The 12,267-nt window shown below is 57.8% G+C and carries 9 protein-coding genes; 6 read left to right on the plus strand and 3 right to left on the minus strand.

From position 1 onward, the window contains the following. Positions 1–165: 165 nt before the first annotated feature. The 4 genes from K6958_RS07165 (at position 166) to K6958_RS07180 (ending at position 4,731) form a co-directional block, all read left to right on the plus strand. Positions 166–558, plus strand: coding sequence for a YbhQ family protein (locus tag K6958_RS07165; RefSeq protein ID WP_249893994.1), 393 nt, complete (start codon positions 166–168; stop codon positions 556–558). A gap of 236 nt (positions 559–794) precedes the next feature. Beyond that, a complete protein-coding gene (rhlE, locus tag K6958_RS07170; protein ID WP_249893995.1) occupies positions 795–2,324 on the plus strand; it encodes an ATP-dependent RNA helicase RhlE in 1,530 nt (509 codons plus the stop codon). Between the two features lie 170 nt (positions 2,325–2,494). Next, positions 2,495–3,448 (plus strand): tRNA dihydrouridine(16) synthase DusC, encoded by a 954-nt coding sequence (dusC, locus tag K6958_RS07175; protein ID WP_249893996.1) that lies wholly within the window; start codon positions 2,495–2,497, stop codon positions 3,446–3,448. A gap of 80 nt (positions 3,449–3,528) precedes the next feature. Then, on the plus strand, positions 3,529–4,731 hold the full coding sequence (locus K6958_RS07180) for an MFS transporter (protein ID WP_249893997.1): 1,203 nt from the start codon (positions 3,529–3,531) through the stop codon (positions 4,729–4,731). On the opposite strand, the gene K6958_RS07185 is transcribed toward K6958_RS07180, so the two are convergent. Beyond that, positions 4,707–6,305 (minus strand): inorganic phosphate transporter, encoded by a 1,599-nt coding sequence (locus K6958_RS07185; RefSeq protein WP_249893998.1) that lies wholly within the window; start codon positions 6,303–6,305, stop codon positions 4,707–4,709. The genes K6958_RS07180 and K6958_RS07185 overlap by 25 nt on opposite strands. Before the next feature lie 722 nt (positions 6,306–7,027). On the opposite strand from K6958_RS07185, the gene K6958_RS07190 reads away from it, so the two are divergent. After that, positions 7,028–8,053 carry a DUF481 domain-containing protein gene (locus K6958_RS07190; protein WP_249893999.1) on the plus strand — a complete coding sequence of 342 codons (1,026 nt, stop codon included), beginning with the start codon at positions 7,028–7,030 and terminating at the stop codon, positions 8,051–8,053. A 45-nt stretch (positions 8,054–8,098) separates the two neighbouring features. Here K6958_RS07190 and K6958_RS07195 read toward each other — a convergent pair whose 3' ends face one another. Beyond that, entirely contained in the window at positions 8,099–9,256 is a 1,158-nt protein-coding gene (locus K6958_RS07195; protein WP_249894000.1) for a L,D-transpeptidase family protein, read from the minus strand. Between the two features lie 192 nt (positions 9,257–9,448). Beyond that, positions 9,449–11,263: a glycoside hydrolase family 15 protein gene (locus K6958_RS07200; RefSeq protein WP_249894001.1), complete on the minus strand. Its 1,815-nt coding sequence runs from the start codon at positions 11,261–11,263 to the stop codon at positions 9,449–9,451. A 122-nt stretch (positions 11,264–11,385) separates the two neighbouring features. On the opposite strand from K6958_RS07200, the gene K6958_RS07205 reads away from it, so the two are divergent. Then, a complete protein-coding gene (locus K6958_RS07205; protein WP_249894002.1) occupies positions 11,386–12,171 on the plus strand; it encodes an SDR family oxidoreductase in 786 nt (261 codons plus the stop codon). Positions 12,172–12,267: the final 96 nt, after the last annotated feature.

The following is a 12,267-nucleotide window of genomic DNA, read 5'->3' on the forward strand; positions in this document are numbered from 1 at the left end:
CTCCTTTTGATTTTGATTTCCGATAAAGTGTAGTCTTTGTCACAAAAGGGCGCTGACTTCCGCCGCGTTTTGCGGCATTGTCCGAAAACTACGTTACATTATGGACATTCGTCGTCGGCTTTGCCGACAACTTGGATCGCCGTCAAACGCGGTCAGGAGAAGAGAATGAAATGGTTTAACCGTATACAGATTGCCACTGGCCAACCCTGTCTGCACATCTCTTTGCATCTGTTGATGCTGGTCGCCCTGGTTTGGGGCTGGCGGGAGCGGGCATTGGTTGAAGTGAGCAGCGTACTGGTTGCCGCCTATGCGGCGGTATTTATCGCCATGCTGCTGACGCAGCGGATTCCGCGCCTGCGACGCACCGGTGATTTTTTAGAAGAGATCACCACCACCTACTATTTCGGCGCGGCGATGCTGTTGCTGTTTTTAGTCTCGCGCATTCTGCATAACAACCTGCTGCTGGCCTGTCTGGGCCTGGTGATGCTGGCGGGGCCGGCGCTGGTTTCGCTGCTGGCGAAAGAGCCGCCGCCACGTATCGAGAAGAAACGCGGCTAATCTTGCCTCTCCTCTGCTGTCAGGGCCGCACTGCGCGGCCCTGATTTTTTACCGTCGCGCGCTTTTTACTGCCACAGCGGCGCGCCGCTATCCCCACGACGCGTAAACTGTTACACTGATCTCATTACGCACCGTAGTTTGTGCCCTTTCAACCGCTTGCTCAACAAGCGTCATGATCTCCCCCCTGGAAACTGCACCGTTAACGACGGTCAGGGCGGAACCGGAGTTGAACCCCTATGTCTTTTGATTCTCTCGGCCTGAACGCCGATATTTTGCGTGCCGTTGCCGAGCAAGGCTATCGCGAGCCTACCCCTGTACAACGCCAGGCGATCCCGGTGGTACTGGAAGGCCGTGACCTGATGGCCAGCGCCCAAACCGGCACCGGCAAGACGGCAGGCTTTACGCTGCCTATTCTGCAGCGCCTGAGCGCGAAACCGTTAGCGGCGAAAAGCCGTCGCCCGGTACGCGCCTTAATTCTCACCCCGACGCGTGAACTGGCGGCGCAGGTGGGTGAAAACGTCCGTGATTACAGTAAATATCTGAACCTGCGTTCGCTGGTAGTATTCGGCGGCGTCAGCATTAACCCGCAGATGATGAAACTGCGCGGCGGCGTAGATGTGCTGGTGGCGACGCCGGGCCGCCTGCTCGATCTGGCGCAGCAAAACGCAGTTGACCTGTCGCAGGTGGAAATCCTGGTGCTGGATGAAGCGGACCGTATGCTCGATATGGGCTTTATCCATGATATTCGCCGTGTACTGGCGCGCCTGCCGGCGAAACGTCAGAACCTGCTGTTTTCCGCCACCTTCTCTGATGAGATTAAAGCTCTGGCCGAGAAGCTGCTGGATAACCCCAGCCAGGTAGAAGTTGCGCGTCGCAACACCGCCTCTGAGCAGATTACCCAGCACGTGCACTTTGTTGATAAGAAGCGCAAGCGGGAACTGCTGTCGCTGCTGATCGGTCAGGGTAACTGGCAGCAGGTGCTGGTGTTTACCCGCACCAAGCATGGCGCTAACCACTTAGCCGAGCAGCTGAATAAAGATGGCATCACCGCCGCCGCGATCCACGGTAATAAAAGCCAGGGCGCGCGTACCCGTGCGCTGAGCGACTTTAAAGGCGGCCAGATTCGCGTGCTGGTCGCGACCGATATCGCCGCGCGCGGTCTGGATATCGAAGAGCTGCCGCACGTGGTTAACTATGAGCTGCCGAACGTACCGGAAGATTATGTGCACCGTATCGGCCGTACCGGTCGTGCCGCCGCTACCGGCGAAGCGATTTCGCTGGTCTGCGTGGATGAGCACAAGCTGCTGCGTGATATCGAGCGTTTGCTGAAGCGTGAAATTCCACGCATGGCGCAGCCGGGCTTTGAGCCGGATCCCAGCATTAAGGCTGAACCGATCATCAATGGTCGTCAGCAGCGTGGCGGCGGCGGCGGCGGACGTGGCCAGGGCGGTCGCGCTCAGAGCGGCGCTCGCCAGCCTTCAGCTCAGCGTCAGGCCGGTGCGGGCGATCGTCAGCCGCGTCGTGCCGCTGGCGAGCGTGATGGCAACGCGCCGCGCCGCGCTTCTGGCGATAACAGCCAGCCGCGTCGTGCCGCTGGCGAGCGTGACGGCAATGCGCCGCGCCGCGCTTCCGGCGATAGCAGCCCGTCACGTCGTACCTCCGGCGACAACAGCCATCCGCGCCGACTGTCTGGCGACGGCAATCAGCCGCGCCGCTCATCCGGGCAGCGCCCGGCGCGCAGCGATAAGCCTTCCGGCAATCGTTAATTAGCTTCGCTGATAACGGCTACCCCTGTGGTAGCCGTTATCTTTTGCGACGCAACCCCCTTATTTTCCCGTTTTTTTAGCCTCCTCGACAATAAACGCCCGCCCAGGTGATGTTCACCCTCAGGCAAAAGGCGTAAACTTGCGCGTCAATTTTTTCAAAGGTATCTCTCATGCGGGTGTTACTGGCGCCGATGGAAGGCGTACTCGATTCTCTGGTACGTGAATTACTGACCTCAGTGAATGATTACGATCTCTGTATCACCGAATTTTTACGCGTGGTGGATCAGCTGCTGCCGGTAAAGTCTTTCCTGCGTCTCTGCCCGGAGCTACAGCACCAGAGCCGTACCTCTTCCGGCACCTTAGTCCGGGTTCAACTGCTGGGACAGCATCCGCAGTGGCTGGCAGAGAACGCGGCGCGTGCGGTGGCGCTGGGTTCCTGGGGCGTCGATCTTAACTGCGGCTGCCCGTCGAAGCTGGTGAACGGTAGCGGCGGCGGCGCCACGCTGTTAAAAGACCCCGAGCTTATCTATCGCGCGGCGAAAGCGATGCGTGCAGCGGTGCCCGCCGATCTGCCGGTTACGGTCAAGGTGCGTCTTGGCTGGGATTCCGGCGAACGGCGTTTTGAGATTGCCGATGCGGTACAGCAGGCGGGCGCCAGCGAACTGGTGGTGCATGGCCGTACTAAAGAAGAGGGCTATCGTGCCGAGGCGATTAACTGGCAGGCGATTGGTGAAATCCGCCAGCGTTTATCGATTCCGGTGATCGCCAATGGTGAAATCTGGGACTGGCAAAGCGCGCAGGCGTGTATGGTGGCTACCGGCTGTGAGGCGGTGATGATTGGCCGTGGCGCGCTTAACGTGCCTAACCTCAGTCGGGTGATTAAAGATAACGCGCCGCCGATGCCCTGGCCGCAGGTGATGGCGCTACTGCATCGCTATACCCGGCTGGAAAAGCAGGGCGATACCGGCATGTATCATGTGGCGCGCATCAAACAGTGGCTCGGCTATCTGCGTAAGGCGTATCCGCAGGCGGACACGCTGTTTACCACCGTTCGCACTCTGAAAAGCTCGCCAGAGATTGCGGCGGCGATCGATCGTCAGTGCCAGCTGGCCGATGTTTTGTAACATAATGATAATAATTGTTCTTCATCGACAGGGCTGGCGTATGATGCATGCATATGACCTCCCTGTTTTTTTGAACGATCATGGACTCGACAACACCTGCATTAACCAACGCCCAGCTTAACCGGCGTATTCTTTCCGTTATTATTTTTACCTTCTTTTGCTACCTTTCGGTTGGTCTGCCGCTGGCGGTGTTGCCCGGCTTTGTGCATAACCAGCTGGGCTACAGCTCGTTTATGGCCGGGCTGATTATTAGCGTGCAGTATTTCGCCACGCTGGTCAGCCGTCCTCAATCCGGGCGGCTGGCCGACGCCTTCGGCCCGAAAAAGGTGGTGATGCTCGGCATGAGCTGCTGCGGCCTGAGCGGCGTGCTGACCATTCTGGCAGGTCTGGCGATCGCCACGCCTGAACTCAGCCTGACTCTGCTGGCGGCCGGCCGTGTTTTCCTCGGCGTGGGTGAAAGTTTCAGCAGCACCGGCGCCACGCTGTGGGGCATGAAAATCGTCGGCAGCACGCAGACGGCACGGGTGATTTCATGGAACGGCGTCGCGACCTATCTGGCGATGGCGCTGGGGGCACCGACCGGCGTTGCGCTGAATGCGTTGATGGGCATTCACGGCTTCGCGGCGTTGGTCACCCTGATGGGGGGCGTTGGGCTGTTGCTGGCCAGCCGCAAGCCAGCCGTTAGCGTCGCCGTTGGCGCACGTATCGCGCTGCATCGCGTAGTGTCCAAAGTCTGGGCCTACGGGCTGGGACTGGGCCTGGGCACCATCGGGTTCGGGGTAATCGCCACGTTTATCACGCTCTATTTCGCCAGCCGCCAATGGCAGGGCGCAGCCTTTGCGCTCAGCCTGTTCAGCATCGGTTTTGTGCTGATGCGCCTGAGCTTTAGCCGCACCATTACCCGCTATGGCGGTCTGTTGGTTTCAGCCTGTTCGTTTGCGCTGGAGTGTGCCGGGCTGCTGCTGATCTGGCAGGCAGATAGCGCCTGGCTGGTAGATGTGGGCGCGTTTTGCACCGGCGCCGGTTTTTCACTGGTGTTTCCGGCGCTGGGCGTGGAGGCGGTTAAACAGGTTGCAGTGCCTAACCAGGGTGCGGCGCTGGGGATCTACTCGGCGTTTCTCGATCTGGCCCTCGGGTTAACCGGCCCGCTGGCCGGACTGCTGATTAACCACGCCGGGATGTCATCCATCTGGCCCGCTGCCGCGCTGGTGGTGCTGGCGGCGATGCTGCTGACGCTGCGCCTGTGGCAAAAAAGCCGTTATAGCGTAACCAACAGCGTATAAACCAGCGCGGCCATCAGCGCGCAGACCGGCAGCGTCAGCAGCCATACCAGGCCCATGCGCTTTAGCGTTCGCCACTGCAGGGCGCTGCGATTGGCCACCATACTGCCGGCGACGCCGCAGGTTAGCACCTGAGTAGTGGAGACCGGCAGGCCAAACTGCTCCGCCACGCCCAGAGTGGTCATGGTCACCAGCTCACTGCTGGCCCCCTGCGCTGCGCTGAGCGGCGCTTTACCGGTACGTTCGCCAATGGTAATGGCGATGCGCTGCCAGCCGGTTAAAGTGCCTGCACCCAGCGCCAGCGCCACCATGATTTTGACCCACCAGGGAATGACGCCACTGGCCTGATTTAACTGCCCGGCCAGCGCCGTCAGCAGGGAACGTTCATTGCGCGTAAGCGGCGCCGGACCGCTTAACAGCTGATGTAGCGTTTTGCCGATCAGCGACATCTGCAGGCGCAGGCGGGTTGCTTCGCGCGTCGATAATTGATCGAAGCGGGTCAGCGTGTTCAGCCGTTGATGCAGATTGCCGGTCACCGTGCCCAGCGCAGGTAAAACTTCCTGCTGCCAGCGCGGCTGCTGTAAATAGCGCTGTAGCTCGCGCTCGGCCACAGACAGCGTCAGGTCGCCGCGCTGCGGCAGCTGCGCCTGTGCCTGCGCGGCCAGCACGCTTAAACGGGTCAACGCCTGCTCCGGCAGGGTGCGATTTAATGCAAACCCGCCCGGCAGCGCAATCAGCAGGATCACCATTATCAATCCCATCCCTTTTTGCCCATCGTTGGCGCCGTGGGCGAAAGAGACGCCGCTGCTGGTTAACAGCAGCATGCCGCGCAGCCAGAGCGGAGGAGGGCGATGCAGGTCGGCAGGCTGAATGAGTTGGCGGTTGGGCACCAGAGCTTTCATCACCAGCAGCAACAGCCCGGCGACCACGAACCCCAACAGCGGCGACAGCAACAGCGCCCAACCGGCCCATCCCGCCTGATGCCAGTCGATGCCGCCCAGCGCGCCATTGCCGTTCAGCAAACTGCTGGCGCAGCCGACGCCCAGCATGGCGCCCAGCAAAGCATGAGAAGAGGAAGAGGGGATAGCAAAATACCAGCTGGTCAGATTCCAGCCGATCGCCGCCAGCAGCAGAGCAAAAATCAGCGCATAGCCGTGACGGGTATCAACTTGCAGCAGTCCCTCGGCCGGCAGCAGCGACATCACGCCCCAGGCAACGACGCCGCTGGCCAGCAGCACGCCCAGCATATTCGCCACGGCGGAGATCAGCACCGCCCGGCCGGGGGAAAGTGTGCCGGTATAAATGACCGTGGTAACGGCATTGGCGGTATCGTGCATTCCGTTGACAAAAACAAAGCCCAGAGCCAATAGCAGGGCGCAGCCCAACAGCAGACGGGTGGAGAAAAGGTTCCCGGCGGTGCTCATCTCGGCTGAAAGTTGTGCCATCATCCAGCCGATTGCTACCAGCAACAGCAGGCCAGCCACCAGCGCCCGCAGACGCTGCCGCCGAACGGATCGCGCCGGATAGAGCGTGGGAAAGCGCGAGGTGTAGCGGGCAAAGGTGCTGTAATCGCTCATATCACACCATAAAATTAAACAAGGCTCTGCTGGTGATACACTCTTTATATGACAAAACTATGACGCAACGGAAAAGTTCAAAGAACAAACCCATTACGCTTCGCTAACAAATATCGGTCAGACCAGCCAGAATTTCGCAGGAATAGGTTGAAGGAGATATTCAGGGCGCGTTAATTATAGTAAGCAGGCTTTATATTATCAGGCTGTCCTGACAATTACCGTCACAGGAATAACCGTTGATGTAGGGCTACAGAGAGGAGTGAAAAAAGATTAAACGGCGGAGTAAAATAAAGCAGCCCGCCGGAGGAGGAGCCGACGGGCCGCAAGGCGAAGCGGAAATAAATTTCCCTGGTGTGGCAAAGTTACAGAAGGTAATTATTTTTTCACCTTTAGGGTGACAGAGGGATTATTAATAAAACTTTATTGGGCGTCAACCGATTATTTGTAGAGTGTGAAGTTAAGAGGGTTATTTAATGACGAGCAATTGACTATTTATTAATAGTTAGAATTTAATTAATTTCACCTTTAATTATAGTGCTTATAATTAATATAACGATCTGTATTATTCATCAGGCGGTCTGGCATGCTGCCGCTACTGGCAGCGGCAAAAAGAAAGATGCACCCCGGTAGTGATAAGTTTCGGAATTATCTTCTCTTTTACTGCTGCCGGTTCGCTGCCAGGCTTACTCCTTTGCCCGCCAGAGATGTCAGAAAACCAGACCATGCTTTATTTTAAAATTTCCCGCTTTCTTTTTCCCGCCGTTTGGTTGCTTGCCCTGTGGTGCAGCGCAGCGGCGGCGGATACCGTTTGGCTAAAAAATGGCGACCGCCTGAGCGGAACGGTACGTTCGCTGGAGGAGGGCAAATTAGTCATGGATACCGACTGGGGCGGCACGCTGTCGCTAAACTGGAGCGCGGTCAGCACCCTGAACAGTAAAAACCAGATCACCCTGCGCAATAGCCAGAGCGGGGAAAATTACAGCGTCAGGCTGGAAGCGGCCGAGCCGGGATGGCTAACGGTGGTCAGCAGCAACGAGCAGGAGGAGAAGGTTGCGGTTTCCCATATTGATGATTTTATGAAGGCAAAAGTGAAAAGCGATCGGCTGAACTGGAACGGTAATGTCGATCTGGGCATCAACCTGAAGCACGCCTCGACCGAAACGCAGGATACCAATTTCGCCTTTAACAATAAAATCAGCCACGGCAAGTGGCGCCATGATTTCGGCGCCGCCTGGAATCGCGAAAAAGAGGATGCCAGCGTTAACACCAATAATTACAGCCTGCGCTATGCGATCGATTATACCTTTCGCGAACAGTTCTTCTGGCAGGGGCGCGCCAGCTACAAGCGTGACTGGGTGGAGGATCTGGCGCATCAGGCGCTGATCGGCACCGGGCCGGGCTATCAGTTCTGGGATAACGAACGCGGAGCTTTTTCGCTGTCACTCCTTACCGGCGCGTTCGGCTATGGCTACAGCGACGGCACAGTCGACAGTCATTTCGGCTCCTCCGTGCGCTGGGATTATCAGCGTTATCTGCGTGGTAAAGCGCTCACGCTGTTCAGCCATGGCGAAGTGGGACATTCGCTGGATGATGATGGCATTTTTACCCTAGATGCGGAGGTGGGTCTGCGTTATGCCTTGACCAGCTGGTCAACGTTGAATATTGGCTACGGGCGCAATTTAGTGAGCGGCACGCGCGATACGCTGAATGAACGGCGTTTCACTACCGGACTGGGCGTGAAGTGGTAAAAAAAAGGGCGATATCTATCGCCCTTTTTTGCTGATGGCTTACGGTCAGGAGCCGCTGTTATTGTCGGTCGGCGCCGGAACGTTATTATCGTCAGCTGGCGCGGCGGGCTGAGCCTGATCAATCGGTGCAGCAGGCTGAGCCTCCCCGGCCGGCTGGGCCTGATCGATTGGCGCAGCAGGGTTGCCGTTTTGCTCGGCGGCATTGGTCGGCAGAGTCTGATTCGGCGCCTGAGTATCCGCATTTTGCGGAACCACAGGTTCAACCGGCGCATCTTCCGCTAAGCCATTGATTTTTACCGGCATACCAGAGCGCGCTCTCATTGCCTGATCGATAATCGCCTGATTCACGCTGGCGTCAGAGACAATCTTGCTCACCGCTGGCGTCAACGTAATCGGTACTGGCGCACGCGATTTAAACTGCTCTTCGGTGGTGGAGAGCGGGTTATGGATCTCGACATAGCGCGAACCGTCCGGCTCTACCGTCGCCTTAACCGGCTGATCGATAAACTGTACGCGCGTACCGACCGGCACGTTATCGAACAGCCATTTAATATCGTCAGCGCGCAGACGTACACAGCCGTGGCTTACGCGCAGGCCAATGCCGAAATTGGCGTTAGTTCCGTGGATCGCGTACAGGCGGCCGATATAAAGCGCATAAAGTCCCATCGGGTTATCCGGACCGGCCGGGAATACCTCAGGCAGTGTCTCGCCGCGTTCAGCATACTCTTCATGCATTTTTTTGGTTGGCGTCCAGGTCGGGCCCGCTTTTTTGCGCTGCACGGTGGTCGTCCAGTTTACCGGTGTATCTTTGCCCAGCTCACCGATACCGATCGGCAGTACCACGACGGTTTTTGTGCCTTTCGGATAGTAATAGAGACGCATTTCGGCGCTGTTGATGACAATCCCTTCACGCGGCGCGTCGGGCAGAATCAACTGGTGGGGAATAATCAGTTTGGAACCGGCCTGAGGCAGATAAACGTCAACGCCGGGGTTGGCTTCGAGCATATTGCTCAGGCCCATTTGATACTGCGCAGCAAAGGCTTCCAGTGGAAGTTTGCTGTCCTGCGGGATGGTAATTTCCAGGTTTTCTCCCGTCAAACGGCTGTTAGCCGGAGGCAGAGGATAAACCACAGCAAGCGCCTGTTGGCTGAATGCCACCAGTGCTACTGCCAGTGAAGCGATCGCGCGAATGCTCTTTTTCATCTTATTTCAGTTGATTAATGCCATTAAGTGGCTTGTTAGAGAGTCGACCCAGGTGCGGCCAGTGTGACCGGCTGCACATTATATGTGCATAACCTCCTGTTGTGGAACCAGGATTTTTCGTAACAGCACCTTCATATCTTAACTCTATGTCATTTAACACAATCTTGCTTGCCCTGAAGGCGATTTTTACATTCAGGGTTGCCATTGCGGATCGTCGCCATCCAGTTTGCGGTTAAGAAAGAAGGCGGCGCTGATTAAGGCCAGGTGGCTGAGCGCCTGCGGGAAATTGCCCAGCGCGAAACCGTGAAAATCGAACTCCTCAGCGTACAGGCCCAGCGGGTTGGCGTAGCTCAGCAGTTTTTCGAATTCGAAATGCGCTTCTTCGACCCGTCCGGCGCGCGCCAGACACTCGACATACCAGAAAGAGCAGGCGACAAACGATCCCTCCCGGCCGCTTAGCGCATCAGCGGGCGTCTCTTCGCGGTCATAGCGCCAAACCATCCCGTCGCGCACCAGCTTCGCCTTGATGGCATCCAGCGTTGACAGCCAGTCGGGATCGGTCGCGCCGACAAAGCGTACCAGCGGCATTAACAGCATGGAGGCATCCAGCGATTTGCCGCGGCGCGTAGCGGTAAAATGGCCCAGTTCGGGATCCCAAAAATCCTGCCAGATCTCCTGACGAATTTCGCTACGCACCCGATCCCAGCGCTCGTAAGGCATCGGCAGCGATCGCTTCATCCCCAGACGTAGCGCGCGATCCAGCGCCACCCAACACATCAGGCGCGAATGCAAAAAATGTTGCGGCTCGCCGCGCATTTCCCATATGCCGGCATCCGGCTCCTGCCAGTGTTCGCACAGGTAATCGATAGTGCTGCAAACGTTGCGCCAGCCGCGCTCGGAGATCGCCTCGCCATATTTATTCGCCAGGTAAACCGCATCCATTAATTCGCCGTAGATATCAAGCTGCGTCTGTCGCCAGGCATCATTGCCGATGCGCACCGGACGCGACTCGCCATAGCCGGAAAGGTGCGTCAGCTCGCTTTCATGCAGCTCGGTGCCGCTATCAAGGCGGTACATTACCTGTAGCCGCTCTTTGTCGTGATGGCTGTTTTCCACGCAGTGGCCTACCCAATGGGTAAAGCGTTTTGCCTCATCAACGTAGCCCAGGCGCATCAGCGCATAGACGCTGAAAGAGGCATCGCGGATCCATGAGGCGCGATAGTCCCAGTTGCGTTCGCCGCCCAGCTCTTCCGGCAGGCCGAAAGTGGCGGCGGCGGCAATCGAGCCATGCTGCCATGAGGTTAGCAGCTTCAACGTCAGCGAGGAGCGCTTCACCATCTCCTGCCAGCGTCCGCGCCAGTTGCTTTGGTGGCACCAGTTGCGCCAGTAACGCAGTGTCTCCTTAAAGCAGATATCGGTTTGCAGGTTATCCAGATGATCGTCCTGCGCGCAGCCGAAAATAAACTCCGCATGCTCGCCGGTTTGCAGGGTAAAGGTGGCGACTGCCGCCTGGCGATCGAGCGAGAGCGGCACGGTGGAGGTCAGGCGCAGCGTGGGTTGCCCCTCGGCACTGAACAGCACGGCGTTATCACGTAGCTTCGCTTTCGGGGTGGCGCGCGCATAATCGTGCACCGGCGCGCAGCGCAACGAGAAGCGCCCCTGGCCGCGCACCATTTTCAGCCGCCGAATAATGCGCGGTTTGGTATCTTCCTGCTCGCAAATCGGCATGTAATCGGTGATTTCCGCCACGCCTTCGGCAGCCAGCCAGCGCGTTTGTAAAATATTGGTATCCGGCAGATAAAGCTGCTGACGACGACAGGCTTTCCAGTCGGGCGTCAGGCTGAATACACCTGCCTCATCGCTGTCCAGCAGGGCGGTGAAAACAGAGGGACTATCCAGATTGGGCCAACAAAAATAGTCGATGGTGCCGTCGTCCGCGACCAGCGCGCAGGTGCGCAGATCGCCGATGATGCCGTGATTACCGATAGGTCGTTTGATTTCAGCCATGCCGTTCCCCGGTTGCGCTGTTGAACTATTACTATAGACAACCCGGGCGGGGCTGGCGGCGCAGATGGACAGAGCGGCTATACTTGCTGTTCATTTATTAAGCGTAACAGAGGAGTGAAGCTATGCCGACAAACAAGGTGGCGGTGGTGACCGCATCGGATTCCGGCATCGGAAAAGCCTGTGCGATAATGCTGGCTGAGCAGGGTTATGATATCGGCATTACCTGGCGTTCCGATGAGAACGGCGCGCAGGAGACGGCCGAAGAGGTGCGAAAGCTGGGACGCCGGGCAGAACGGGTGCAGATGGATCTTTCCGATCCGCAGCAGGGCGGTAAAGCGCTGGAGGCGCTGATTGCGCAGCTGGGCCGCATCGATGCGCTGGTCAATAATGCGGGGACCAACGTAAAAGGCGACTTCCTGGATATTGCTTTTGATGAATGGCGCAAAGTCTTTACCGTTGACGTCGACGGCGCTTTTATTTGCGGACAGATTGCCGCGCGCCAGATGGTCAAACAGGGCGGGGGCGGACGCATTATCAATATCACCTCGGTACATGAACATACGCCGCTGCCGGGTTCGGTGGCTTACACCGCCGCCAAACATGCGTTAGGCGGCCTGACCAAATCGATGGCGCTTAGCCTGTTGCCGCAAAAAATCCTGGTTAACTCGGTTGCGCCGGGCGCGATCGCCACGCCGATGAATGATATGGAGAATGCGGACGCGCACAAGATTTCACTGCCGAATATTCCTGCCGGACGTCCCGGCGACACACGCGAAATCGCCAGTATGGTCGCCTGGCTCTGCTCCGAGTGGTCTGGCTATACCACCGGCCAGTCGTTTATTATCGACGGTGGTTTTATGCTCGCTAACCCGCAGTTTGCCGCCGCGCAACAGCAGGAAGCGCAATAATCTCTCTTTCAGCGTCATCAGCGCGCCGACGGGGCGGTCAACTGCCCCGTTTTGCTTTTCCGTTCCGCCGCCTTCCGCGTTATTATTGGTCGCCCG

The organism is Mixta hanseatica (assembly GCF_023517775.1).
In the GTDB taxonomy this organism is placed as follows: domain Bacteria; phylum Pseudomonadota; class Gammaproteobacteria; order Enterobacterales; family Enterobacteriaceae; genus Mixta; species Mixta hanseatica.

What these genes read in the sequence shown, in the direction of transcription:
- K6958_RS07200 (WP_249894001.1), bottom strand. Translation starts at nt 11,263, where the DNA reads ATGGCTGAAATCAAACGACCTATCGGTAATCACGGCATCATCGGCGAT.
- rhlE (WP_249893995.1), top strand. Translation starts at nt 795, where the DNA reads ATGTCTTTTGATTCTCTCGGCCTGAACGCCGATATTTTGCGTGCCGTT.
- K6958_RS07180 (WP_249893997.1), top strand. Translation starts at nt 3,529, where the DNA reads ATGGACTCGACAACACCTGCATTAACCAACGCCCAGCTTAACCGGCGT.
- K6958_RS07190 (WP_249893999.1), top strand. Translation starts at nt 7,028, where the DNA reads ATGCTTTATTTTAAAATTTCCCGCTTTCTTTTTCCCGCCGTTTGGTTG.
- dusC (WP_249893996.1), top strand. Translation starts at nt 2,495, where the DNA reads ATGCGGGTGTTACTGGCGCCGATGGAAGGCGTACTCGATTCTCTGGTA.
- K6958_RS07205 (WP_249894002.1), top strand. Translation starts at nt 11,386, where the DNA reads ATGCCGACAAACAAGGTGGCGGTGGTGACCGCATCGGATTCCGGCATC.
- K6958_RS07185 (WP_249893998.1), bottom strand. Translation starts at nt 6,305, where the DNA reads ATGAGCGATTACAGCACCTTTGCCCGCTACACCTCGCGCTTTCCCACG.
- K6958_RS07195 (WP_249894000.1), bottom strand. Translation starts at nt 9,256, where the DNA reads ATGAAAAAGAGCATTCGCGCGATCGCTTCACTGGCAGTAGCACTGGTG.
- K6958_RS07165 (WP_249893994.1), top strand. Translation starts at nt 166, where the DNA reads ATGAAATGGTTTAACCGTATACAGATTGCCACTGGCCAACCCTGTCTG.